We start from the raw sequence: 26310 nt of genomic DNA on the forward strand, positions 1-26310 counted from the left end.
TCCTCGGATCCAAACGTCAACCAAAGCGACGCCGCGCGACCCCTGGACGAATCCAAGGGCCGCGCGGACCTCGCTCCTCAGCGTGCCGAGACGGCGAACTGATCGCGGAACTCGCCCGTGTAAGCGGGCAACGACGCGTTCGTGGCCATGCCCGACGAGCCGGAGAAGGATGCCATCGCCTCGATCAGCGCATCGGCCTGACGCGTCACCGTCTGGTCGAATCCGGCGTCGTCCGCGCCGGCGGCGATCAATCGCTCCTGATAGGTCTCGACCAGTTCGCGATCGGCACTGGTCTTCACCATCGCCGTCTTCGCGCTGGCCGCCTGTCCCGCCGCCGTGTTGACCTGCGCATTGGTCATCACGGTGCCGTCGGCGTAGACGATGCGCTCGACCTGGTTGGCCGCGCCCAGGTACCAGTCCTTGACCACCACCTTGTCCGTCGTGGTGCCCGTGAACGTGATCTCCAGGTTGTTGCTCACCTTCTTGAAGGTCGATCCCGAACGCGTGATGTTGGCCCCGAATGTCAGTTGATCCAGCACGTTGGCCGTCGAGTCGCTGTCCTGGATCGTGTCGGTGCCGTCGCCCTTGTTGAAGACGTACACGTCCGCGCCGGTACCGCCGACCAGAGAGTCGTTCCCCAACCCACCCTGCAGCGTGTCGTTGCCGGCGCCGCCCGTCAGCGTGTTGGCCGCCGAGTTGCCGTTCAGCACGTTGGCCAGCGAGTTGCCGGTCCCGTTGATCACCGCGGTGCCGGTCAGGAGCAGCCGTTCCACGTCGTTGCCGAGCGTGTAGGTGATGCTGCTTTCCACGGTGTCGATGCCGCCGTTGGCCGACTCGGTCACGACGTCGCCAGTGCTGCCCACGACGAACACGTCGTCGCCGGCACCGCCGATCATCGTGTCGTTACCCGCGCCGCCGTCGAGGCGGTCATTGCCCGCGCCACCGTCCAGACGGTTTGCACCGCCGTTGCCGATGAGCAGGTTGTCCGAGGCATTGCCCGTCCCGCCGATACCCGAGCTGCCGGTCAGCGTGAGCTTCTCGACGTTGGCCGACAGCGTGTGCGTCACCGACGACTCGACGGCGTCATAGCCCTCGCCCGCGGCTTCCACGATCTGATCGCCGGCGTGATTGACGACATAGGTGTCGTCGCCCGCACCGCCCTTCATCGTGTCGGCGCCACCCAGTCCGTCGAGACGATTGTTCAGCGCGTTGCCGGTCAGCACGTTGCCGAGCGCATTGCCGGTCGCGGTGAGCGCCGCGCCGGTCAGCACGAGGTTCTCGAAGTTGTCGCGCAGCGTGTACGACACCGACGACTGGACCGTGTCGATGCCCTGGTTCGCCCACTCGGTGACCTCTTCGTCGGCGCGTTCGATGATGTAGAGGTCGTCGTCGACGCCCCCTGCCAGATCGTCCAGGCCGTCGCCGCCGATCAGCGTGTCGTTGCCCACACCGCCCATCAGCACATCGTCGCCGTTGCCGCCTTCCAGACGGTCGTCTCCGTCCAGGCCTTCCAACCAGTTCGACACGTCGTTGCCGACGATCACGTTGTTCTCGTAGCCGCCGTAGCCGTTGCGCGCGGTGCCGGTCAGCCGCAGGTTCTCCTGGCCCCAGGTCAGGGTCATGTCCACGGCGCTGAGGATCGTGTCGACGCCCTCGTCAGACTCGCCGAAGCTGACCGTTGAGCCCTCGGTCACGACGTAGGTGTCGTCGCCCGCGCCGCCGATCAGCGTGTCCCGGCCACCGCCGCCCGTCAGGGTGTCGTTGCCGTCGCCGCCGACGATGAGGTTGTCGCCGGCATTGCCCGTGCCCTTCAACCCCACGCTGCCGATCAGCTTCAGGTTTTCGAGGTTCTCGCCCAGCGTCCAGTCGATCCTGGCTTCGACGGTGTCCGTGCCGCCGCCGAAGCGCTCGTTGATGACGTCGTCTGCGCGGTCCACGCGGTAGACGTCGTCGCCCAGACCGCCTTCCAGCGTGTCGGCACCGGCGCCGCCGTCGAGCGTGTCGGCGCCCAGATCGCCGACCAGGCGCTCACTGGCCGAGGTCCCCACGATCAGGTCGTCTTGCGCCGTGCCCACGAGGCCGACCACGGCAGCATCCGCCCGCACGACGAGTTCCTGCAAGGTCCAGGTCGCGCCGGATTCGAACTCCACGCGCTCCAGTCCGAAACGCCGTTCGCCCGAACCGACCACCAGGACCTCGCCGCCCTTGGGCAGCTTCAACAGGAGGTCCTGTCCCGACCACCGCACCAGCACGTCCTGCGGCTCGATGCCGCCGACGAAGCGCAGCACGTCCTGGTCGCCCTGTCCCGTGCCGGTCAATTCGACGATCGCATCGCGGCCCTGGCCTTCGGCGATGAGATACAGGTCGTTGCCCTCACCGCCGACCATGCGGTCGTCACCGGTGCCGCCCTGAAGTTCGTCGTCGCCGCGACCGCCCAGCAGGTCGTCGTCGCCCTGCGCGCCGCGCAGGGTGTCGTTGCCGTCCTGGCCGATCAGCGTGTCGTCCGTCGAATCCCCGATCAGCAGGTCCGCGCCACTGCTGCCAGGCATCGTTCCGCCCCGCTCCAGCAGGTAGAACCGGCGCAGCAGCTCCGAGCGATCCCAGACAGTGCCGTCGGCAAAACGCACCGTCACCTGGTCACCCAGCTCGTCACCGAACCAGCCCGGGACCTGCACGCGGTCCCGCGTCCCCAGGCGGGTCAGGTAGAGACTGCCGCCGCCGCGCTCGAAGCCGTCGCCCGTCACCACGATGTTGTCGACGGTGAGCCCCGCGCCGAAGACGATCTCCTTGCGGCCCGTGCCGCGCAGGTCCAGGACATCCCGCCCGAATCCCTCGTTGAAGAGGAAACGGTGATTGCCGTCAGCCCAGGACTGGATCCGGTCATCGCCCGCGCCGCCGTCGAAGACGTTGTCGCCGCTGCCCTTGCCGTCCTCGTTCGAGTCCAGCAGGGTGTCGTTGCCGTCTCCGCCGATCAGCCAGTCGCTGCCGCGCCCGCCGTCCAGCGTGTCGTTGCCGGCACCGCCGCGCAGCGTGTCCGCACCGGCGCCGCCCTTCAGAAGGTCCGCAGCGTCAGTGCCTGCGATGTCGTCAGCGAAGACTGTGCCGTATTCGCGGATCAGGCGTTGCCGGAAGGCGTCGGGCAACCTGGCAACGAAGGTGTCGCGGTCCATCACCGAACCGTCGGCGGTCTCGATGCGTGGGTTCCAGCCGTCTCGACCCAGGATGCTCACGATGTCGGCGATCACCAGGCCACCGGTCCCCACTTTCAGGGCCAAGCCACTGCCGTCGCCGTCCGAAGGGACGAACGTCAGGTCGTCGAAGGTCAGGCCGTCGGCGAGCCGGATCGCGGCCGGCCGGCCGAACACCAGGTCCACCTGAGCGGTCCTGCCCAGGACCACCGTGTCATTGCCGTCCACGAAGAGGCTGCCCATGGATCCGCCGCCAACGACGGTGTCGCGGCCGCTGCCATCGTTGGTATAGACGTACCCGCCATAGGCGCTGGCGAGCACGTGGTCATCGCCGGCGCCGACGACGATCGATGCGAAGGTCTGCCGCGCATCGATCACGTCGTCCTCCTCGGTTCCGACGCGAACAATGGTGTTGATCGTTCCCCCGGCGGAAACGAAGATGGTCCCGCCGGGATTGGCGGTCAATGGTGCCACGCTTCCGTCCGCGAACTCCATCCGCTTGAGGCCGCCCGCAGCATCCACGGTCAGCATGTCGTCGGTGCCGCGGATGCGGATCTCGTAGCGATCCAGGAGCACGTGCGCGATGTCGAGGTCCGACAGCGCCACGCCTTCCTTGAACCGGATGACGTCGCGATCCAGGAAGGCATCCGGACGCTCGCGGATCATGTCCCGGCCGTCGCCGCGCCCGAACAGGTAGACATCGGCGCCGTCGCCCCCCATGAGCACGTCGTCGCCGGCCCCGCCGTCGAGCGTGTCATTGCCCCGGCCCCCGCGAAGGTTGTCGGCGGCCGAGGTGCCCGTCAGGGCGTCTGCGCCTTCCGTTCCATGTCGATCGGCCGATCCCGGCGGCGTCGCGGCCTGCCCCAGCGCGTCACCCTCCAGCACGGAGCCGTCGGAGAAGCGGATGCGCAGCGTGTCCAGCCTCTCCTGCGCGAACCAGTCATAGACCATCACAGTGGACGTCGTCCCCGCCTTGCCGATCACCAGCGAGTTGGGATACCCGCCCGATTGCGACAGGACCAACTGGTCCCGCGTGCCGTCGAATTCGATGGTGTCGACGTCGGCACCTCGCAGCGTCCCCTCGCCATACAGGGCATCGTGGATGATGTCCTGGCCGCTCGTGTCGTTCAGCACGTAGACGTCGCTGCCGACACCGCCACGCAGGTTGTCATTGCCGGCGCCGCCGATCAGGGTGTCGTTCCCGCCGTTGCCGTGGAGGTAGTCGTCACCGCCCAGACCGTCGATCCGGTCATTCGCGGTGTCAGACCCTTCGAGGAACTCTCCGTCCTCGGTGGCGCGCAGCCGGGCAAGCCGCATGGCGTCGGCCAGGTCCGCCTTGGTCAGCACCGTACCGTCGCTCAGGCGGATCTCCTTCGCCAGCCCGTTCGGGATGTCGAGGCCGCCCTCCACGCCTTGCGGGCCGTCGAAGCGAAGCTTCAGCGTGGACGTCTGGATGTCGTAGGCAAAGCGCAGCGCCTCGCGGGTGATGCCCGCGCCAAAGGCGATCGTCAGATGCTCCGAACCCAGCCGATCCACCCCGTCGCCGAGTTCGTAATGGAGCGTGCCGCCCGCTTCGAAGAGGCCGTAGACCACGTCGTCGCCTTCGCCGCCCACCATGGTGGCGCCGAAGAGCGTGTCGTTGCCTCGGCCTCCGAGCACGATGTCGTGCTTCCCGCTGGACTGCACGGTGTCATCGCCGTCGCCGCCGCGCAGGACCTGCGTGCGTCCGGCGCTGCTGCCGCCGATCATGTCCCGTCCGCCGTTGCCGTCGAAGGCAACGTCGTCCCGCCAGGCGCGCAGCGTCTCGTCGGCGTCGGTCCCCTGCTGCGTCATGCGACGCAGCATGTCGGTGCCCCAGACGGTGCCGTCGGCAAACTGGATCGCCTCGAGCACGCCTTCGCCCCATTGCGTCAGCGTCAGGCTGTCGCCGGTACTCAGACTCAGGGTCAACGCACTGCCCGTCATCGCGACACGGAGGTCTTCTGGCCGGATGCCTTGACCCACGAGCAGCCGGGCACCACCTGTCGCGCGGGCCGAGTCCTGGCCGGACCCGAACCCAAACTTCAGCAGGTCGCCCTTGGCGACGTCGACATACTGGTCGTTGCCGGCGCCGCCGTCGAACACGTCCTTGCCCAGGGTACCCGAGAGGGTGTCGTCACCAGACGTGGCGGACACCAGACCCCACAGCCCGGCCATCCGTCCGGTCGTGCTGCCTGGGGCGAAGCCCAGGCTTCGCGCGTAGGCGGCCAACTCGGTATTGGCGGCAAAGGAAGGCCATTCCGCGCGCAGCAGTGCGGCCGACTCGCCCACCAGCCCGTCCGCCTGGGCGCCGTCCCGCACGAAACTCAGCAGCGTGAACAGCGCAGCCTTCGGATCCTTCGCCTTCAGGGCCGTATAGCCGTCCCAGTTGAGCGCCAGGGAGCCGTCGGGCTTGCGCGTGACCGCGAAGGCCGTAGCGATGCTGGCGCTGTTCGAGGACGAATCCAGGCCGTTACGGATCAACTGCACCAGCGCGGCGAAACCCGCCTCGATGTGCGGAGAGGCTTGCGGGCCGGCATTGGGCCGGTAGTTGTAGTTCCAGTCGTATTGAGCGCGTCCGGAGGCGACGTCGATCGCAACCAGTTTCTGCTCGTCGTAGAACGGACTGTCGAGCGGCGGACGGTAGGTGTCTGCATTCGTCCAGCGCAAGGCGATGCGGCTCGCCAGATCGGCGCGTGCGGCATCGTCGGTGGCGGCCACGTACTGCTGGACCATCGACGTGAGTGCCGCGTCCGCGCCCATGGCCAGGTGCAGGCTGCGCAGGGCGCCGAAGCCGGCGATGTTCGGCAAGGCCCGGATGCTGTCGGGCAGTTCCATAGCCGACTCGCCCGTCGGCGTCGCCTCGGAGTTCCCGACTTCGAACCAGATGTCGTGGACCTGACGGACCGTGCCGTCGACCAGACCGTACTGGCCCAGTTGGCGGACCAGGTTGTTCTTCGGATCTACCTTCTTCGAGTCTTCGTAGACGGTCGAAATCCATTCAACGCCGAGCTCGCGCAGCCCGGACAGTTCACCGCTGTCGACGACGCCGTTGGAATTGGCGTCACGCCAGACACGCAACCCGTCATAGATCGGCTGGTAGAGCTCATTCGGCGTGTAGAAACCGTCCAGGTTGTAATCGATGTAGGTGCCGATCAACAGCTGATCGACGTCCTTGTCGTCGATCTGCCCGTCGTCGTTCATATCATGCTGCCGCAACGCCAAGAAGCCGTTCGGCGCGAGCGAGCCGTCCGGCAGGTAGGTGTTGTTGCCGAACAGCTCGGACCCCTTGTCGATGCGTCCGTCATGGTTCGCGTCGTACACGAGCAGGCCATCGTCGCGTCCGACCCAGCCGGTGCTCTCGTAGACGCCGTCGCCGTTGTGGTCGAAATGGACGCCGTCCTTGATGGACAGCGTCTCGACGCCATCGCCGTCGAGGTCGAGGATCAGCGGCGAGATGACTTCCCTGAAGATGTTCTCGGCCGCGTCGCGCTCCTTGTCGATCTCATCGATCAAGGCCGCGCGTACCGGATCGATCTGGCCGACGTTCTCCCGCGTGGTGACCAGGATAGGCGCGAAGGGATGCAGGGTCACCGTGATCGGGCTGTAGTCCAGCTCGATCTGGCTCTTGTCCAGGCTGTCGTGCGGCGCTTCCGGACGAGCGAGCGGGCTCAGCGAGCCGGCGGGATAGATCGTCTCGGTGACGCGGCCCTGCGCGTCGGTGACGGTGGCCTTTCCGCTGCCGTCGGCGTTGTACTGGATGACGGTGTTGGACACGATGCCCGCGCCGCCCTGGCCGTACTCGGTGATGATGCGCTCGCCGCCCAGGTTGTCGATGATCCCGGTGACCGTGGTGTCGGGCTTCTTGTGTTCGATCCGGACCGCGCCGTTCGGGGCGTGGGTGGCCTCGACCTTGCCGAGATAGGCGGACTCCTGGACAACCTTGACCATGCCGGTCTCGAGATTCAGGGTCTTGGTGATCGTCTCGCCGGTGATCTCGGACTTGCGCTCCGACTTGACGAAGTTGCCCTGTGCGTCATAGCTGACGGTGGTCTGGGAATAGCCGTCGACGACGGTGCGGTCATAGCTGCCGTCCGCCTTGATCTTGACGCCGATCAGCGTGCCGTTGGGCTGGCGCATCGACTGGCCGGAGGTGCCGTCGATCTGTTGATAGCTCTCGCTCTGCAGCTTGCCGTCGACGGTCAGCTTCTTCGACCAGTTGCCCAGCAGGTCCTTGACGTACTCCTCCTTGGAGCCTTCGAGCTTGTTGGTCGTCACGCGGGTAGTGACGTTGGCCTGGAAGCTCTCGACGACGGTGGTGCCGTTGCGCTCGCTCGAGGTGACGATCTGGCGGACCACGCCGCCGCCGTCGGTCAGCGTCTGCTTGCGCTCGCCGCCGTTCTCGCTGAACGAGAGGCGGTCGCCGGTGGTCAGCTGGATCGTGCCGGTGTTGGTGCCCTTGCCGTCGACGTTGAACTGCGTGCTGCCGGACTCGCCCTTCTGGTTGCGCCAGGTCTCGCTGACCAGCTTGTTGGCCGAGGACACGACCTGGTCGCGGGTGTTGCCCTTGGCGTCGTCGATGTGAATGAGGCTGGACCCGTCGGCGTTGAAGTCCTGCTCGACGCGTTGACCGTTGGTCGAGGTGGTGACCAGCGTGATGGGCTTACCGGCGCCGTCGTACGAGCCGATGGTGGTGTCGCCGTTGAGCTTGACGACGGTACTGCCGCGCAGCGTGCCATCGGGGCGGAACTCGACGCTTGTGCGTGTACCGGTGGCGGGCTCGACTTCCGTCTTCCCGCTGCCGAGCGTGCTCTTCCAGGTTTCCTTGATCAGCTCGCCGTGGGGGTTCTGAACCTGCTCGCGCCGGTAGCCGGCGCCGTCGTCCTTGAGGGAGATCGTCGTGCCATCAGCATCTCGCCGGAAGCTGTCGAACGCGGTCGATCCGGACGTCCATTGGGTGAAGCCTTCGGATCCGTCGGGCTTGCGCCATTCCTCGCGAATCTTGAAGTTGCCTTCGTCGAAGGTCTCGCGCTGCCAGTTGCCTGCGGCGTCGCGCGCATCCACCACCGACGTTCCGCTGGCCAACGTGACTCGTCGCACCGACTGCACGAACTCGCCGCCGACAGTCCTGATCTCCGAGGATTGGACGACAGTGCCATCCGCTGGATCGAACTCGTATCGACTGTCGGTCACCTTGCCATTGGCTTGCTCGCGGATCGTGCGCTTGAGAAGTACAGCCTCCGGTGCATTGCTGGCATAGGTAGAGTCGACGACCTTGCCGGTGGTGGAGTTCTGCTGGACGACGTTGAGCGTCGGCCCTTCCGTTGAAGGCACCTTGAAGACGACGTCGTAGTCGACCTTGGCCTTGTCCTTCGCCTGATAGATCGTGACCCCGTTGGCATAGGTGGTCACGTAGTAGTTCGCATCCTCCGACACCGTGGGCGGCGGCATCTCCCCGCCGCGAATCAGCTTGTCGATGTACTTCTCGGAGATGTCGTCGGCTTTTCCGCTCACGTACATGGTGAGCGCAAACGCCACGGCGATGCCGATGGGGCCACCAAGCGCGCCGACGCCGAGCAACACCGAGCCAGCGATGGATCCGACCACCGCCCCTACCGCCACGCTTCCCGCGAGTGCGATCGTCTTTTCCTTGATGATTTGGGCAGCAAGTTGGTCGTTTCCTGCGTCGCTCGCAAGCCGGGCTTCCTTCATGATATTCATCATCAGGACGGCACTGACCCCGACATCGAGAATGACGCCTATCATTTCCAAGGAAGCGAATCCACCTTCCTTGCCGGCCTTGTAGTAGGCCTGCGCGCGTTTCAGGGAATCCACTTCCATGGACGAGAACCCTTCAAGCGCCGCCAACCGGATATTCGAGTCCGAAGAGTTGAGAGCATCTACCAGACCCTTGATGCTCGATTTTGCAAAATCTGCGGTATTGGTAAGACTCAAGCCCGCCATACGAGCTTCCAACTGTCCAAGCGCCAGCAAGGCGTTAACAGTTTCGCTCAGCGGAACACCCGGAACGACCAGTTCCGACAGAGGTACTCCGCCAATCTTGCCGATGTTGACACTAACAAATTTTGGGAGTTCGGTAGTGAGAATAATTGCATATTCCCGAACAGAATTCGCAATTATCTTGAGGTTCCCATCAACCTTGGCTGCATAGTTTGCGGAGGCGATATCCCAGAAAGAGCCGCCGTCGATTCTGACTGGCTTTCCATCAATTTTCACATCCCCAGTCATCAGAAAATTCTTTCGAGCCTCCATTTGCTCGACCAAGCTCTTATCAATTTTTTTATACGCTGCCCAATCAGTGTCCTTTGAAAGATTGAATTCGACACTGATTGCTTGCTGGAGCTTCTCTTGGAAATCAGCTTCGACCATCAACTGGCCAATGTCGGAATCCCAAATGGTCACCGCGGCTCCGGCGTTTCGCATCGCCTTGGTCAGAAGAAACGATTTAACCGCATTGTCATCCGCGTCAAGGACCGTTCCTGCATAAACGATGAAATTCTTAATATCCCCGCGATTCTTCACTTCACCAGTAACATCCTTCACATAATCAAGAAGTTCTGCAACGGTGAAGAATCGCTCTTGATCGCTGAGGCCCTTGAGCGCGTCTTGCAAGTTTGTCGGATTGGTAATAGTCGCCATTTTCAAGCCCACTCGATCAGAAGTTCACCAATGGCATCGCGAGCACCGCGCCCGAAGTATCCATTGACGGAAAACACCTCTATCAATTGATCAGAAATCCGATGTTTCTCTTCAGGCGAAAGATCGCTGCCGTTCAAAACAACCCCGACACTCCCTTGCTGAGGTATCAGAATTTCGTAGATTCGGCCCTCAAACCGGAACAGATAACTGAGATCAAGAATGTGTTCCTGAACCACCTCTGGAACACGCGAAAGATAATTTCGCCCATCGGTCGCGAAACCTTTAAAAATGCGACCATCATTCCAGGCCTGAGCAAAATCCCCTGACTCCGGCGATTTCTCGGCGTCCGCGCACAATTGCAGAAAATCCGCGTATTCAAGCTTCTTTAACTGATAAGACACATCAATCTCCAAAAAGTAAATATGTAAAGGGCGCAAAGAATGTCTTAGCGTTCCCTCATACTTTCATCCACATGCTGCTTCACCGGATCAAACATATACCGGATCACGCGGCGTTGCGAGGTCTTGATCTCGGCCGTGACATTCATGCCAGGAGCTAGGCGCACCGGCTTTCCGTCGACATCGATGACGCCCTTCCCCAGCACCAGCGTCACCGGAAAGATCGCCCCGCGTTTCTCGTCATTGACCGCATCCGCGCTCACGCTTTTCACCGTTGCCGCCACCGTGCCGTAGCGCGTGTACGGGAAGGTCTCGAGCTTGATCTCCGCCTCCTGCCCTGCGCGCACGAAGCCGATGTCCTTGTTTTCGAGCACGACCTCCGCGGTCACCTCGGCTTCATCCGGCACGAGCACCAGCAGCACCTGCGCTTCGGTCACGACGCCGCCGGCCGTGTGCACCGCGAGCTGCTGCACCGTGCCGTCGACCGGTGCGGTCAGCTTCGTCAGCTGATTGCGCTTGTTGGCCTTCGCGCCTTCCTCGGCGAGCTGCTTCAACTTGAGATCGGCCTGTGCCTCTCGGTCGCGCAACGTCCTCAGCGTCTCCGCCCGGAAAGACGCCGTCGACCCGCGCGACTCCGCCAGCGCCGCCTGCGTCTCGCGCTCACGCGCGATCGCCGTGCCGAGGTCCTTCTCCTGCTCGATCCGCTCCCGCGTCCGGTCCTGCCCCGCATGGCCCGCGACGAAGCCCTGATCGCTCAACGCCTTGTAATCCCGCTCGCGTTGCTGCGCCATCGGCACCGTGCTCTGCAGCTTCTCGACCACCTGCTTGGCCGTCGCGATCTCTGCATCGCGGCGCTCCAGCTCCGCCTGCAGCTTCGCCAGCTTCGCGGAAATGTCCGCCCACTCGCTCTGCAGCTGGAAGCGCGCGCTGTTGGCGTCCTCGCGCGGCATCGAGCTCATGGCCGACTCCGCCAACTGCGGCGCGCCGCCGCCCGTCAGCGCCTGCAGCAGCGCGCGCGAGCGCAGCACCTCCGACAGCGCCGCCACCCGCTCCTTGTCGACGCGGTGGCTGTCCGCCTCCGTCATCGTCGAGTCCAGCGCGATCAGCAGCTGCCCCGCCTTCACCTTGTCCCCGTCCTTCACGAAGACCTCGCGCACCACGCTGGTCTCCAGCGGCTGGATGGTCTTGCTGCGGTCGCTGACGATGACCCGCCCCTGCGCCACCGCGACGACGTCGATCTGCCCGATCAGCGCCCACAGCAGCGCGATCACGAACAGCGTGCAGATCGCGATCGCCGCGCGGCGCGGCGCCGGATGCGGCGGCGTCTCCTGCAGCTCCAGCGCGGCGGGCAGGAAGGCCCGTTCGTCGGCCATGCGACGCGGGCCCGCGAGCTCCTCGCGCCGCTCCCACGCCGCCCGGAACACCGCGCCATACCGCCCCAGCAGCTCACGCACCGGATGACGCGGCTTCGGCGCTGCCTCGGCCCCCTCGCGGGTCGCGCTCATCCCGGGCGCGCCGGCGCCCTCCACAAGTTCCGCGCTCATTCCGAGCCTCCTTCGCCCTGCATGCGCCACAGGTGCGCGTAAAGCCCTTGCGGCATGGCGATCAGCTCGTCATGGCTGCCCATCTCCGCGATGCGGCCCTTCTCCATCGCGATGATCCGGTGGGCGTGGCGCACCGCGCTCAGCCGGTGGGCGATGATGAACACCGTCCGCCCCTGGCAGATCGCCCGCATGTTCTTCTGGATGATGGCCTCGCTCTCGTAGTCGAGCGCGCTGGTGGCCTCGTCGAAGATCAGCACCCGCGGCTGCCCGAACAGCGCCCGCGCGATCGCGATGCGCTGCCGCTGCCCGCCCGACAGGCCGGTCCCCTGCTCGCCCACCATCGTGTCGTAGCCCTCGGGCAGCTCCGCGATGAAGTCGTGCGCGCCGGCGAGCTTGGCCGCCTGCATCACCGCCTCGATCGGCGCGGCCGGATCGGCGATGGCGATGTTCTCCCGCACCGAGCGGTTGAACAGCATGTTTTCCTGCAGCACCACGCCCACCTGTCGGCGCAGCTGCGTCGCGTCGGCCACGGCGATGTCCTGCCCGTCGACCAGCACGCGCCCCGACTCCGGCACGTACAGCCGCTGCAGCAGCTTGGTCAGCGTGCTCTTGCCCGAGCCGCTGCGCCCCACGATGCCGATGATCTCCCCGGCCTGCACCGTCAGGTCCACGCCGTGCAGCACCGGCTGCGCGTCGGGCCGGTAGCGGAAGGTGACGTTCTCCAGCGTCACGTCGCCCCGCACGCGCGGCATCGCGCCGGCGCTCTGCGAGCGCAGCTCCGTGCGCGTGTTCAGCACGTCGCCCAGCCGCGCCATCGAGATGCCCGTCTGCTGGAAGTCCGTCCACATCTGCGCGATGCGCATGATCGGCTGCGCCACGCGGCCCGCGAACATGTTGAACGCGATGAACTGGCCGACGCTTAACTGGCCCTCGATCACCAGCTGCGCGCCCCACCACAGCGTAGCGGCGTTCACCAGCTTGCCGATCAGGTTGATGCCTTCATTGCCGTACTGCGCCAGCGTCTGCGTCCGGAACGACGCCGAGACATACGCCGCCAGCTGCTCGTCCCACTTGCGCGCCATCTGCGGTTCCAGCGCGCTGGCCTTCACCGTCTGGATGCCGGTCACCGTCTCGACGAGCAGGCTCTGGTTCTCCGCGCCGCGCGCGAACTTCTCATTAAGCCGCCCGCGCAGCACCGGCACGATGGACAGGCTCAGCACCAGGTACAGCGGCAGCGAGATCAGCACGATCAGCGTCAGCGTCGCGCTGTAGGTGAACATCACCGCGATGAAGATCACCGAGAACAGCACGTCCAGCACCAGCGTCAGCGCGTTGCCGGTGAGGAACTGGCGGATGTTCTCGAGCTCGCGCACTCGCGCCACCGAGTCACCGACGCGCCGCGCCTGGAAGTAGGCCAGCGGCAGGCTCAGCAGATGCCGGAACAGCCGCGAGCCGAGCTCCACGTCGATGCGGCTGGTCGTGTGGCTGAAGACGTAGGAGCGCAGGATATTGAGCGCGCTCTCGAACACCATGATCACGACCAGGCCGATCACCAGCACGTCCAGCGTGGTGAGGCCGCGATGCACCAGCACCTTGTCCATCACGACCTGGAAGAACAGCGGGCTGACCAGCGCGAAGAGCTGCAGGAACAGCGAGATCGACAGCACCTCGCCCAGCAGGCGCCGGTGCTTGACGATGCTCGGGATGAACCAGGAGAAGTCGAACTTGGCGAGATCGCCGGCCAGACTGGCGCGGCTGGTGACGAGGATCAGTTCCCCAGCCCATTCGGCGGCGAAGATCTCGACCGGCTCGATCGTGGGCCGTGCCAACGCCTCGTCGCCAGTCGGATCCATGAACAGCACGCGCTTGCCGTCACATTGCGCCAGCACCACCGTGCGGCCGTCCCGCAGCGTCGCGAGCGCGGGCAGCGCCGCTAGGCTCAACCGGTCGATGGTCGTGCTTGAACGCTTGGCCTTGAGCCCCAGCCGCTTGGCGGCCAGGAGGAGGTCCTGCGTCGTCGGCGCATCGCTGGCCCCGAGGCCGAGACTGTGCCGCAGCGACGGCGCGTCGGCCGCCACGTGATGCATGCGCGCGACGATGCATAACGCTCGCAACGCCCCGTCCAAATCGACGGTCGTCGATGTCGCGTCGCCCCCCTCCCCGGTCGGCAATGCGGCGGCGGCATCGGACGCGCGCTCGAGCGCGTCCGCCACTCCCTGATTTGTAGCCATTTTGTTGCCGTCTTTAGCGGCCTCTGTAAAGCGGGCGCGATGCTAAAGGGTCGGCAGGGGGCGAGCTACCCCACCTGAGAGGGTGTCGGGAAAATACCAAAGACTTCAGGCCAAAACATGGGCATCCGCTCTTGCTTTAGAGGTAACGGACAGCCTTTTGGTAAGGCGATATGCAACCAGGGTGAGCGGGAGTTTCAATACCCCCGCCGAAGCCATGGCTGACGCCGATCTACTGTGCGGCAAATTTGCAGTTCGGCGGATCAGCAGCTCCCGCCGCTCTTCAAGCTCTTCAGACACCACCGCTCCGTCCCGCTGGTCGTGTCATTGCCCCAATACGTCGGCGTGTAGTTCCAGATCGGCCCGCCCCACGGCAGGCTGGGGTTGTAGGTCATGCTGGTCACGTAGACGTAGTTGGCCGTCGTGCCCTTGAGCGTCGCCTGCATCTGCGCCTGCGTCGCGGAATGGATCAGGAGCCAGGTCTTGACGTTGAGCGAGGTCGCCAGGTTCTGCACGTCGCCGTTGAGCCAGCTCGCGCCGTTGAGGTAGTCCGCATACGCGGCCTCGTACATCACGATGTGCTCGCCGGACTGTGCCGCGCTGACGAAGCAGCCGCTCGCGCCCGGCCAGCCCGCGTTCCAGACCTTGATGCCGCCGGCCCCCGAGCCCGACACCATCGAGCGCACGTTGGCCCACTTCGTCGGCGTGCCGCTGCACTTCTGCGCGTCGGTCAGCGCGGCGTCGTCGTGCGCGGCCTCGTCGAAGAAGAAGCCGTCCACACCGCCCAGCGTGTTCTTGTAGGCGGAGAGCTCCGTCGGGATCGCGTTGTAGCGGGTCAGCTCGTCGGCGGTGTTGCGGTCGTAGCCGGTCGGCACGTAGCCCAGCACCTTGCCGCCCTGCGCGCGGATGTTGGCGATGACCGCCTTCCAGTTGGTGATCTGGCTCGCGCTCAGGCCCTGCGCGCCGCTGTTGGGATTGATGACGACGTAGCTGCCGGTCGGCACCTGGCCGCCGTAGGTGCTGGCGGTCTCGCCCCAGTAGGCGATCAGGCCGAAACCGGTCGGCGCCGCCGTGGCCGTGGTCGCGACGCCGGCCGCCGCGCCCGCGAGCGCGACGACGGCAGAAAGTCGGGAGAACGTGTTGAAAAGCGTGGTCGGACGCGCGGTCAGCCGTGTGGCTTGCTTCATGAGATCCCCTGGTCGTGGTGAATGACCAGCGGAGTCTAGGAAGCCATCGAATTCTTTCGAATATCGTTTACGCCACGTTTTTTTCTTTCCTTACAACATAAATCGAAAGTTTTATTTTCGATTTATACGAAAGCGAAAGTCATCATCGGGACCGGGCGCACCGTCCAATCACTGCGTCCAACGTCCGCCGAGCGCCCTGAGCAGCGCCACGCGATTGGCCTGCTCGGTCTGTCGCAGCGTCACCAGCGCGCGCTTTGCCGTCGTCGCCTGGCGTTGAGCATCGAGCAGCTCCAGTTGGCTGCTGCCGCCCAGGCGGTAGCTGCGCTCGGCGAGGCGTTGCGACTGCTCGGCCGCATCGACCTGCGCCTGCTGCGCGTCGAGCCGCTCGGCGAGCTGATCGCGCACCGCCAGCGCATCCGCGACTTCGCGGAACGCGGTCTGCAAGGCGGACTCGTAGTTCGCCAGCGCTTCCTGCCGGCTGGCCTCGCTGACCTCGACCTGCGCGCGGCGTTGTCCGCCGTCGAAGATCGGCAGGTCGATCTGCGGCACGATGCTCCACACGCCGCTGCCGCTCTTGAAGAGGCCGTCCAGGTCCGGACTGCGCGTGCCGGCGCTCGCCGTCAGCGTCAGGCGCGGGAATCGCGCCGCGCGCGCCGCGCCGACGTCGAAGGCCGCCGCGCGCAAACGCTGCTCGGCCGCGCGCAGGTCGGGCCGCTGCAGCAGCACGTCGGCGGGCAGACCGCCCGGCACCGCCGGCAGCACCGTGACGTCGACGCCGCCCGGCGTGGACGTCGTGCCTGGCGCGGTCGGCAGGAGCCGATCCGGCAGCGGCTGGCCGACGAGCAGCTCCAGCTGCAATCGCGCCTGCGTCACCGCGCTGACGCTTTCGGCCGCGTCGCCGCGTGCGGATTCGAAGGCCGCGCGCGCCCGCGCCCGATCCAGCCCCGACGCCGCGCCGAGCGCGTACTGCCGCTCGGCCAGATCCAGCGAGCGCTGCTGGCTGTCGCGCAGCTCCTGGTTGAGGGTCAGGCGTTGCTGCGCCGCCGCCAGGCCGAGCCACGCGGTCGCGACCTCCGCGGCCAGGCTCAGCCGCGTGCTGCGCTGCGTCTCCTGCTCCGCGAGGAAGCGCGACAGCGCCGCGCCCTCGAGGCTGCCGAGGCGGTTGAACAGATCGATCTCGTAGCTCGCCAGGCCGAGGTTGACGCCGTAGGCCGTCGTCGCGCCTTCGCCGTTGATCGTGCGCTGGCGCGTGACGGAGCCACCGACGCCGATCTCGGGCAGACGGTCCGCGGCGGTCACGCGGTACTGCGCCCGCACGCGTTCGACGGCGGCCGCGCTCGCGCGCAGGCTGCGGTTCTGGTCGAGCGCCGTGGCGACGACCTCGTCCAGCCGCGCATCGGCGAAGAAGCCGCGCCATTCATGCGAGGCCGCGGGTGTCGTTGCCGTGGAGGCCGCTGTCGATGACGCAGCGGCTGCGTTCGGACGGAAGTCCTCGCGCATCGGCGGACGCGGTGCGTCGGTGTTCGGCACCAGGCTGCCGCAGGCGCTCAGGCCCAGCAGCAGAGGAAGCAGGACGACCGGCTTCATGGCTTCACCTCCGACGGCTCAGCCGCATCGTCGGGTGCCGGCTTCGGCTTGTCGCGGCTGAAGCGCTGCTTCACCCACAGATAGAACAGCGGCACGAAGAAGATCCCCAGCAGCGTCGCGCTGCCCATGCCGCCGAGCACGCCGACGCCGATGGCGCGCTGCGAGCCCGAGCCCGCGCCGCTCGCGAAGGCCAGCGGCAGCACGCCCATCATGAAGGCGAGCGAGGTCATCAGGATCGGACGCAAGCGCTGCCGGCACGCCTTCAAGGTGGCGTCGAGCACGCTCATCCCCTGCCCTCGCAAGGTCTCGGCGAACTCCACGATCAGGATCGCGTTCTTCGCGGAGAGCCCCACGGTCGTCAGCAAGCCGACCTGGAAGAACACGTCGTTCTGCTGCCCGCCGAGGTGGCTGGCCGCGAGCGCGCCGATGATGCCCAGCGGCACGACCAGCATCACGCTGAAGGGCACGGACCAGCTCTCGTACAGCGCCGCCAGGCACAGGAAGATGAACAGCACCGACACGGCATAGAGCATCGGCGCCTGGTCGCCCGAGAGCCGCTCCTGGTAGCTGCGGCCCGACCATTCGAAGCCGATGCCGGGCGGCATCTCGCGCAGGATCGATTCCATCGCCTTCATCGCCGCGCCGGAGCTGACGCCCGGTGGCACGTCGGCCTGGATTTCATAGGCCGCGCTGCCGTTGTAGCGGACCAGCTGGCGCGGACCGTTCTGCCACGTCGCCGTGGCGAAGGCGTTGAACGACACCATCGTGCCGGCGGCGTTGCGCACGTACCAGTGGCGCAGCGCGTCGGGATCGGCCCGGTACGCGCCCTCGCCCTGCACCAGCACGCGCTTGACGCGGCCGCGGTCGATGAAGTCGTTGACGTAGCTGCTGCCCAGCGCGATCGACAGCGTGTCGTTGATCGTCGTCGTCGCCACGCCCAGCGTGCCGGCCTTCTGGTCGTCGATGTTGATCTGCAGCTGCGGCGTCTCGGTCAGGCTGTTGATGCGCGCGCGCGCCAGCTCGGGATGCTTGTTGGCCTCGTCGATCAGGCGCTCGCGCGCCTCGGCCAGCGCGGCGTTGCCGACGCCGCCCAGGTCCTGCAGGAACAGCTGGATGCCGGCGCTGCCGCCCAGGCCGCGCACCGTCGGCGGCTGCACGATGAAGATGTTGGCGTCGCGCACCTTCTTGCCGAGCTCGCGGCTGAAGCGCTCGGCCAGCGCCGCGGCGCCCTGCTGCTTCTCGGGGCGGTCCTTCCAGTCGGTCAGCCGGATGAAGCCCTGACCCGACCCCTGGTCGCCGTTGGCGCCGCGCACGAGGTTGTAGAACTGCACTTCCTTCTGCTCGGCCAGGTAGGTCTCCATCGCCTGCGCCACCGCTTCCATGCGCTCGGCCGTGGCGCCGGGCGCCATGCGGACCTGCATCTGCAGGCTGCCCTGGTCCTCGTCGGGCAGGAACGAGGTCGGCAGCGTCTTGTAGAGCGCCGCCAGTCCGCCGATCAGCAGCAGGTAGACGAGGAAGCTGCGCACGCCGCGCGCCGTCAGCCAGCGCACGCGCACGACGTAGCGCTCGGTGAACTTGTCGAACTGGCGGTTGAAGCCGCCGAAGAACCAGTCCAGCTGCTTGCCGAACGGGCCGCCGTGGGCCGCGTGCTCGCCCTTGTGCACGGGCTTGAGCAGCGTCGCGCACAGCGCCGGCGACAGGCTCATCGCCACCAGCACCGACAGGATCATCGCGCTCACCACGGTGATCGAGAACTGGCGGTAGATGATGCCGGTCGAGCCGCCGAAGAAGGCCATCGGGATGAACACCGCCGACAGCACGACCGCGATGCCGACCAGCGCGCCGCTGATCTCCTTCATGCTCTCGCGGGTCGCGTCGCGGGGGCTCAGCCCCTCCTCGCGCATCAGGCGCTCGACGTTCTCGACGACGACGATCGCGTCGTCCACCAGCAGCCCGATGGCCAGCACCAGGCCGAACATCGTCAGCGAGTTGATCGAGTAACCCGCCAGCGCCAGCACGCCGAAGGTCCCCAGCAGCACCACCGGCACGGCAATCGCCGGCACCAGCGTCGCGCGCAGGTTCTGCATGAACAGGTACATGATCGCCACGACCAGCACCATCGCCTCGATCAGGGTGTGGACCACGCTCTCGATGGACACGCTGATGAACGGCGTCGTGTCGTAGGTGATGGTCGACTTCATCCCGTGCGGGAAGAAGGGTTCGAGCTCGGCCAGCTTGGCCTTCACCAGCTCCGCGGTCTTGAGCGCGTTGGCGCCGCTGGCCGGCAGGATGGCCATGCCCGCGGCCGTCTGGCCGGTGCTCTTGACGTTGGTGGTGTAGCTGTCGCGGCCCAGTTCGACGCGGGCGACGTCGCCCAGCTTCAGTGCGGAGCCGTCCGGCTGCACGCGCAGCACGATGTTGCGGAACTGCTCCGCCGTGGTGAGCTTGGCGCGCGCGGTGATGATGGCCGTCAGGCGTTGGCCTTCAGGCGCCGGCTGGGCGCCGAGCTGGCCGGCCGAGACCTCGGTGTTCTGCGCCAGCAGCGCGTTGCGGATGTCGCCCGGCACCAGCGCGTAACGCTGCAGCTGCGCGGGGTCCAGCCAGATGCGCATCGCGTAGCCGGAGCCGAAGACGTTGATGTCGCCCACGCCCTCGATGCGGCTGATGATGTCGACCAGCGTGCTGGACAGGTAGTCGCCCAGGTCGGCCGAGGTCACGGCCGGGTTGTCGCTGGTCAGCATGATGACCATCAGGTTCTCGGTGCCGGCCTTGGTCACGCGCACGCCCTGTGCCTGCACCGCCTGCGGCAGGCGCGACAGCGATTGCGAGACCTTGTTCTGGACCTGCATCTGCGCCAGGTCCGGGTCCGTGCCGGCGACGAAGCTCAGCACGGTGCTGGCGCCGCCGGAGGCGTTGCTGTTGGACTCGATCGAGAACAGCCCGTCGATGCCCTTGAGGTTCTGCTCGATGACCTGCGTCACCGAGTCCTCGATCGCCTTGGCGGCGGCGCCCGGATAGCTGGTGTTGATCGAGATGCGGGTGGGCGCGATGTCCGGGTAGCGCTCCAGCGGCAGGATGCGCACCGCGGCGGCGCCCGCCAGCATGATCACGATGGCGATGACCCACGCGAAGATGGGCCGGTCGATGAAGAAGGAGGCCATGGTGTCAGCGCCCCGCGCCGGAGGCGGTGGTGGCCGCCGAAGCGGCCGGGCCGCCGATCTCCGCCGCGACCGCGGCCGTGGCGGACGCCGCCGCCGAAGCGGCGGTGCCGGTGGCGCCCGTCGGGCCCTGGGCCCCCGGTGCGCCCTTCTTCACCCCGGCCGGCACCGGCGTGACCGGTTGACCGGCGCGCACGCGCTGCAGGCCTTCGATGGCGAGCTTGTCGCCCGCCTTGAGGCCGCTGGCGACCAGCCACTGGTTGCCGACCGCGCGGGTCAGCACGAGCTGGCGCAGTTGCAGCTTGTTCTCCGGCCCGACGACCAACGCGGTCGCCTCGCCGGTGGGCGAGCGCGTCACGCCCTGCTGCGGCACGAGGATCACGCCGCTGTCGATGCCGGCCATCAGCTTCGCGCGGACGACCATGCCGGGCAGCAAGGTGCCGTCGGGGTTGGGGACGATCGCGCGCAGCGTCACCGCGCCGGTGCCGCGGTCCACGGTCACGCCGCTGAACTGCAGCGTGCCGCGACGGGCGTACTCGGTGCCGTCCTCGAGCATCAGCCTGACCTGGCTGCTGCCGCTGCGAGCGTCGAGCTGGCGGCGCAGCTGCAGGATCTCGGCGCTGCTCTGGACGATGTCCACGTGCATCGGATCGAGCTGCTGCACCGTCGTCAGCGCCTGCGTCTGGGCGGCGGTGACCAGCGCGCCGGCGGTCACCGTGGAGACCTCGATGCGGCCGGAGATCGGCGCCGTGATGCGGGTGCGGTCCAGCTGCACGCGCGCGGCGTCCAGCGCGGCACGGGCCACGGCCACGTCGGCCTGCGCCTGGCGCAGCGCGCTGGCGCTGTCGTCGGCGCTCTGGCGGCTGAGGGCGTCGGCCTTGAGCAGCTCGGCGTCGCGCTCGGCGCGGCTGCGGGCGACGGCCACCTGGGCCTCGGCCTTCTGCAGCGCGGCGGCGGTGCGGGCGCGCTCGGCCTCGTACGTGGCGGCGTCCAGCTGGTACAGCGGCTGGCCGGCGCGGACCAGCTTGCCTTCCTCGAAGAGCCGCTTCTGCACGATGCCGGTCACCTGCGGGCGGATCTCGGCGACCTGGCTGGCCGACAGCCGGCCCGGCAGCTCCAACGACAGCGGGGCGTCCTGCGTCGTGACCACGATCACGCCGACCTCGGGCGGCGCGCGCTTGGCGGTGTCGTCCTTCTTCTCGCCGCAGCCGGCGAGCACGAGCACGGCCAGGGCGGCCAGCGCCGCGGCGATCGGGCCCAGGGTCGGGGCGCGCGGCGTGCGCGACGGCAGCAACGAGGCGGTCGACGACGTCAGGGGCGCGGATGTCAGAATCTTCTTCGGCATGGCGGGGGATGCTCGGCCATGAATGTGGAGAGACCTTGAAGATCGCGTCGGGCGCGCGGCCTCCGCCCAGAGGGCTTGCCGGCCGCACGGCGGCGGCGCCATGATCCGCTGCGTCGAGGGATTGCCATCACTTTCGGCACCCCGTCGCTCCACGCCACCCTCTCTTCGCGGTCTGTTGTCCGTCCTTGCCCCGCTCCTCCGGATGAAGCTCTCGTTCACCCTCACCGCCCGGCTCTTCGCCGCCGTCTTCAGCACCGCCATGGCGGTGGCGCTGGCGATGGGCGTGTTCTCGCACATCAACCTGAACCGGGACTTCATCGGCTACCTCAACGAACAGGGCGTGAACCGGCTGGAACTGGCCCGGACCAGCGTCACCGCCGGCTATCGCGAGAACGGCAGGAGCTGGGATTTCCTGCGCGAGAAGCCCGAACTCTGGGGGCGGCTGCTGCGCCCGCTGGTGCCCGAGGCGGACATGCCCGCGGTCAAGCACGGCCCCGCCGAGCTGACGGGCGCGACGCGGCGCTTCACGCTGTTCGACGAGAACCGCGAGCGCGTGGCCGGTTATGCGGGTCCGGTGGAGCCGACCGTGGAGCGGCCGATCATCGTCGACGGCCTGACCGTCGGCTGGCTGACGCTGACCCCGATCGAATCGGTGAGCCCCGGCGCGGAGAAGCATTTCTACGACGCGCAACTGCGCTCGGCCTGGGTGGTCGGCGGCGCGGCGGTGCTGCTCGCGGGGGCGGTGGCGTACTGGATCTCGCGCCGGCTGCTGAGCCCGGTGCGACGCGTCGCCGTGGCGACGCACCGGCTGGCGGCGGGCGACTTCGAGGTCCGCGTGCCCGAGACGCGCCGCAACGACGACATCGCCGGCTTGGGCCGCGACTTCAACCAGCTCGCGCTGACCCTGCAGCGCAACGAGGCGATGCGGCGCGAATTCCTCGCCGACGTGTCGCATGAGCTGCGCACGCCGCTGGGCGTGCTGCATGGCGAGCTGGAAGCGCTGGAGGACGGCGTGCGCAAGCTCGACGCGCAGGCGCTGCGCTCGCTGCAGGGCGAGGTCGCGATCCTGCACAAGCTCGTCGACGACCTGCACGAGCTGTCGATGGCGGACGTCGGCGCCCTCGCCTATCGCAAGTCGGAGGTCGACCTGCGCGAGCTGATCGACGTGACGGCCGGCGCCTTCGGGGAGCGGCTGCACGGCAGCGGCCTGAAGCTGCAGTTGGACCTGCCGGGACAGCCGCTGCGCGTCTTCGGCGACGAGCGCCGGCTGCGGCAACTGCTGGGCAACCTCGTCGAGAACAGCTGCCGCTACACCGACGCGGGCGGCGCGCTGAGCATCAGCGCGCGCCGCAGCGGGGAACACGCGGTGATCGACGTGCAGGACACCTCGCCCGGTGTCGGGCCGGAGCATCTGCCGCGCCTGTTCGAACGCTTCTTCCGCGTCGACGCCTCGCGCAGCCGGCGCGGCGGCGGATCGGGCCTGGGGCTGTCGATCTGCCAGCGCATCGCGGAGGCGCACGAGGGTCGCATCGAGGCGCGCCCCTCGCCGCTGGGCGGTCTCTGGATGCGTGTGGAGCTGCCGGTCCATGTCTGAGAACGGCGCGGGATCGCCCCCCGGATCGGGCGCGGTATCAAGCGCGGGATCGGGCGCGGGATCGGGCGCGGGATCGGGTGCGGTATCAGGCGCGGGATCGAGTGCGGGATCGAGCGGAGGATCGGGCGCTGGCGCGGCATCGGGTCTGGCGCCGATGCCGATGGAGCCGGGTCCGTCGCGGGTGCTGGTGGTCGAGGACGAGCCCAAGCTCGCGGCGCTGCTGGCGGACTACCTGCGCGCGGCCGGGCACGAGCCGGAGTGCGTGGCCGATGGCCGCGACGTGATCCCGGCGTGGACGGCGCGCCGGCACGACCTGATCCTGCTGGACCTGATGCTGCCGGGCATCGACGGACTGACGCTGTGCCGCAGCTTGCGCGCGATGAGCAGCGTGCCGATCCTGATGCTGACGGCGCGGGCGGACGAGTCGGACCGGCTGGCCGGCCTGGAGACCGGCGCGGACGACTACATCGCGAAGAACCCGTTCAGTCCGCGCGAGGTGATGGCGCGGGTCAAGGCGGCGCTGCGCCGCGGCCGCGCGCACGAGATGGCAACGGCCGCCGCGGTGGCTGCCTTCGCGGCGGGCAGCGAGGCGCTGTCCATCGACGAGGCCGGCTGGACCGCCAGCTGGCGCGGCGAGCCGCTGGACCTCACGCCGATCGAGTTCCGCCTGCTCCACATCCTGGCCGCGCAGCCGGGGCGCGTGTACGCGCGCACGCAGTTGCTGGACCTGCTGCACGTCGACGGCCGCGAGGTCACCGAGCGCGCGGTCGACAGCCACATCAAGAACCTGCGGCGCAAGCTGGAGCGTGCGGGCGCCGGCACGGACCGGATCCGGTCGATCTACGGCGTGGGCTACCGTTTCGAGCGGTGACAGGTCTTGCCTGGACCAATGGTCCAATCCGCACTGCGCGGTTCGTGGCGCCGCTGGCCCTCACCCCTGCCCTCTCCCGCAAGCGGGAGAGGGGGTAAGACGAGCAGTGCCGAACTCCCTTTCCCGCAAGCGGGAGAGGGGGTAAGAGGAGCAGTGCCGAACTCCCTCTCCCGCTTGCGGGAGAGGGCGGGGGTGAGGGCCAGCGGACTCGGCAGTCAACGAGCGACGAACCGCCGCGTTATTCGAACGAGCAATTGCTGACGACTCCGAAGCGTTCCGCAACATGACCGCAATGAGACGGTCACGGCGCTTTCGGACAGTCGATTCCCGGGAGGAACCCTGAATGAAGAAATGGATCGCCATCGGCGCGCTGGCGCTTCTGAATGCCTGCGCTTTCACGTCCTACACCCGCATGTTCGGCGGCTACGGCTACAGCGACGCGCCGCTCTCGCCGGACCGGTACCGCGTGACCTTCGCCGGTTACCAGGGCGACGTGCCGTCCAAGGCGGCCGATCAGGCCCTGCTGCGCAGCGCCGAGGTGACGCTGACGAAGGGCTACCGCTACTTCGTCGTCGTCGAGGAGCGCAACGACGTGCTGACCAGCAGCTACACCGTGCCGGCGACGCAGACGACCGAGACCACGAGCAAGGTCGAAGGCAATGAGACGAAGTCGGTCTCGACGACCACCTACAACGAGGCCAAGACGGTCACGCAGAAGCAGCCGGCGACGACGCTGACGATCCAGTGCTTCGCGGACAAGCCCGCCGGTGTCGCGTCGGAGAAGGTCTACGACGCGCAGTTCCTGTGGACGCAGATGGGACCGCGCTACGGGGTGAAACGGCCGCCCAAGGCCTGAACGCGGACGGCGGGGCGGATGGACCAAAGTCAATCTCCACCGAGAGCTATGCACAACGGCGCACGCACTTCAATACGGCCTACAAGGCATTCGAATGACGCCCCCGGCCATGGCCGGCTGCGCCAGGGCGGCCTGGCGGCGCTGCTGACCCTCGCGGCCTGCGCGTCGGCGCACGCAGATACCGCGGCTAACGCGGCTAACGCGACGCTGTGCCAGCCCGACGAAGTGGTGGCCTTCTCGTGCCCGACGGCGACCAAGGTCGTGTCGCTGTGCGCGAAGCCGGAGGCCGGTCCGGGCGCCAGGACGCTGACCTACCGCTACGGCACGGCGAAGAAGGTGGAGCTCGAGTACGTCGCCTCGGCGGACAACGGCAGGAGCTTCGGCGCGACGGCCTCCCCGGCGGCGCCGGGCGCATCGGTGCACCAGCTCTGGTTCAACCGCGGCGACATCCGCTACCTGCTCACCGAATGCGTCGGCGGCAATTGCCCGTACGAGGCCGGCGTGGCGGTACTCAATCCCGACAAGGTGCTGATGAGCGCGCGCTGCGTGGCCGGCGAGACGCCGAGCCAGGCCTTCTTCGTGCGTTCGCTGATCCAGTTCGGCAACGGGATCGACGACACGCGGTCGCAGACGACGCTGATCAAGCCCGAGGACTCGGACAACAGCCTGGATCAGATCTACAAGACGGGACGCCCGCCGCAGTGAGCGCCGCTCGCGCGGGCGCCTGCGCGCCGTGTGCCGCGATACGCCGTCGGCAGCGACGTTCGCTCAGTGCCGTGCAGCGAGCCACGCCGCCATGGCCGGCAGTCCGGCCGCCGCGGTCGTCTGCCAACGGAAATCCACCCGCGCGGCCACCTCGCCCGGCTGCGGATTGATCTCGACGATCACCGCATCCTCCGGTGCGAGCCGCACCATGCCCGCCGCCGGATAAACGACGCCAGAGGTGCCGACGATCAGCAGCAGGTCGCAGTCGGCGATGCGTTGCGCCGCCGCGTTCACGACATCGTCGTCGAGCTGCTCGCCGAACCACACGACGCCCGGACGGATCGAGCCCTTGCCGCACACCGCGCAGGTCGGCGGCGCCAGTCGGCGTTGCGCTTCAGGCGGCGGAGCGTTCAAGGTCGCGCGTGCGCCGCAGCGGTCGCATCGTGCGGCGAAGAGACTGCCGTGCAGGTGCAAGGCGCCTTCGACGCCCGCGCGCTCATGCAGGTCGTCGACGTTCTGCGTCACGACCTGCGCGCCGAATTCGCGCTGCAAGCGAGCGACGGCGACATGGCCCGGATTCGGTGTCGCGGCCATCACATGACCGCGGCGCCATTCATACCAGCCCCAGACGGTCTCCTTGTCGCGCTGCCAGGCGTCAGGTGTTGCCAGTTGCTGGGGATCGAACTCGCCCCACAGCCCGTTGCTGCCTGAGCGGAACGTCGGAATGCCGCTGTCGGCCGACATGCCGGCACCGCTGAACACGACGACGTGCTCGAAACGGCGATCCAGCAATTGACTCAGTGCTGTGGGTAGGTCGCCCCACTCGTTCTTGTCACTCATGTTCAGAAGTCCGTCGATTTGCACTGCACGATTCCCCCGCGAGAGGGAGTTCGTCTCCCCCGAGGATTCGAGTGGGCCGCAGGGATGCGCTCGGATAATCGCATGTCATGAGCGATCGGAGCAAAGCTGTT

13 protein-coding genes are annotated in these 26310 nt (G+C 67.3%); 4 read left to right on the forward strand and 9 right to left on the reverse strand.

Going from position 1 to position 26310, the window contains the following annotated elements; all coding sequences use genetic code 11:
• Window positions 1–77: 77 nt before the first annotated feature.
• The 8 genes from AC1VNM_RS08930 to AC1VNM_RS08965 all read right to left on the reverse strand — a co-directional run bounded on the left by AC1VNM_RS08930 (window position 78) and on the right by AC1VNM_RS08965 (window position 21313).
• Window positions 78–9866, reverse strand: coding sequence for a calcium-binding protein (locus AC1VNM_RS08930; protein WP_483106638.1), 9789 nt, complete (start codon window positions 9864–9866; stop codon window positions 78–80).
• Window positions 9867–9868: 2 nt separating this feature from the next.
• Entirely contained in the window at window positions 9869–10267 is a 399-nt protein-coding gene (locus AC1VNM_RS08935; RefSeq protein ID WP_483106639.1) for a hypothetical protein, read from the reverse strand.
• Between the two features lie 44 nt (window positions 10268–10311).
• Window positions 10312–11808: an HlyD family type I secretion periplasmic adaptor subunit gene (locus AC1VNM_RS08940; protein WP_483106640.1), complete on the reverse strand. Its 1497-nt coding sequence runs from the start codon at window positions 11806–11808 to the stop codon at window positions 10312–10314.
• Window positions 11805–14039 carry a type I secretion system permease/ATPase gene (locus tag AC1VNM_RS08945; RefSeq protein WP_483106641.1) on the reverse strand — a complete coding sequence of 745 codons (2235 nt, stop codon included), beginning with the start codon at window positions 14037–14039 and terminating at the stop codon, window positions 11805–11807. Before AC1VNM_RS08945 ends, AC1VNM_RS08940 begins: the two co-directional genes overlap by 4 nt.
• Before the next feature lie 260 nt (window positions 14040–14299).
• Entirely contained in the window at window positions 14300–15223 is a 924-nt protein-coding gene (locus AC1VNM_RS08950; protein WP_483106642.1) for a spherulation-specific family 4 protein, read from the reverse strand.
• A 168-nt stretch (window positions 15224–15391) separates the two neighbouring features.
• Window positions 15392–16810 carry an efflux transporter outer membrane subunit gene (locus tag AC1VNM_RS08955; RefSeq protein ID WP_483106643.1) on the reverse strand — a complete coding sequence of 473 codons (1419 nt, stop codon included), beginning with the start codon at window positions 16808–16810 and terminating at the stop codon, window positions 15392–15394.
• Window positions 16807–19971 (reverse strand): efflux RND transporter permease subunit, encoded by a 3165-nt coding sequence (locus tag AC1VNM_RS08960; protein WP_483106644.1) that lies wholly within the window; start codon window positions 19969–19971, stop codon window positions 16807–16809. The genes AC1VNM_RS08955 and AC1VNM_RS08960 overlap by 4 nt, the downstream gene beginning before the upstream one ends.
• Window positions 19972–19975: 4 nt before the next feature.
• Complete coding sequence (locus tag AC1VNM_RS08965; RefSeq protein ID WP_483106645.1) at window positions 19976–21313, reverse strand: efflux RND transporter periplasmic adaptor subunit; 1338 nt, start codon at window positions 21311–21313, stop codon at window positions 19976–19978.
• A 202-nt stretch (window positions 21314–21515) separates the two neighbouring features.
• Here AC1VNM_RS08965 and AC1VNM_RS08970 point away from each other — a divergent pair, with 202 nt between their 5' ends.
• The 4 genes from AC1VNM_RS08970 (at window position 21516) to AC1VNM_RS08985 (ending at window position 25339) form a co-directional block, all read left to right on the forward strand.
• Window positions 21516–22907 carry an ATP-binding protein gene (locus AC1VNM_RS08970; RefSeq protein WP_483106646.1) on the forward strand — a complete coding sequence of 464 codons (1392 nt, stop codon included), beginning with the start codon at window positions 21516–21518 and terminating at the stop codon, window positions 22905–22907.
• A 160-nt stretch (window positions 22908–23067) separates the two neighbouring features.
• Window positions 23068–23778, forward strand: a complete 711-nt coding sequence (locus tag AC1VNM_RS08975; RefSeq protein ID WP_483106647.1) for a response regulator — start codon at window positions 23068–23070, stop codon at window positions 23776–23778.
• Between the two features lie 343 nt (window positions 23779–24121).
• Entirely contained in the window at window positions 24122–24634 is a 513-nt protein-coding gene (locus tag AC1VNM_RS08980) for a CC0125/CC1285 family lipoprotein (RefSeq protein ID WP_483106648.1), read from the forward strand.
• 48 nt (window positions 24635–24682) lie between these two features.
• Window positions 24683–25339, forward strand: a complete 657-nt coding sequence (locus AC1VNM_RS08985) for a hypothetical protein (RefSeq protein WP_483106649.1) — start codon at window positions 24683–24685, stop codon at window positions 25337–25339.
• A 63-nt stretch (window positions 25340–25402) separates the two neighbouring features.
• On the opposite strand, the gene AC1VNM_RS08990 is transcribed toward AC1VNM_RS08985, so the two are convergent.
• Window positions 25403–26179 carry an SIR2 family NAD-dependent protein deacylase gene (locus tag AC1VNM_RS08990; RefSeq protein ID WP_483106650.1) on the reverse strand — a complete coding sequence of 259 codons (777 nt, stop codon included), beginning with the start codon at window positions 26177–26179 and terminating at the stop codon, window positions 25403–25405.
• Window positions 26180–26310 lie beyond the last annotated feature (131 nt).

The sequence above is a fragment of the Mitsuaria sp. MSU3D genome, from assembly GCF_056867975.1.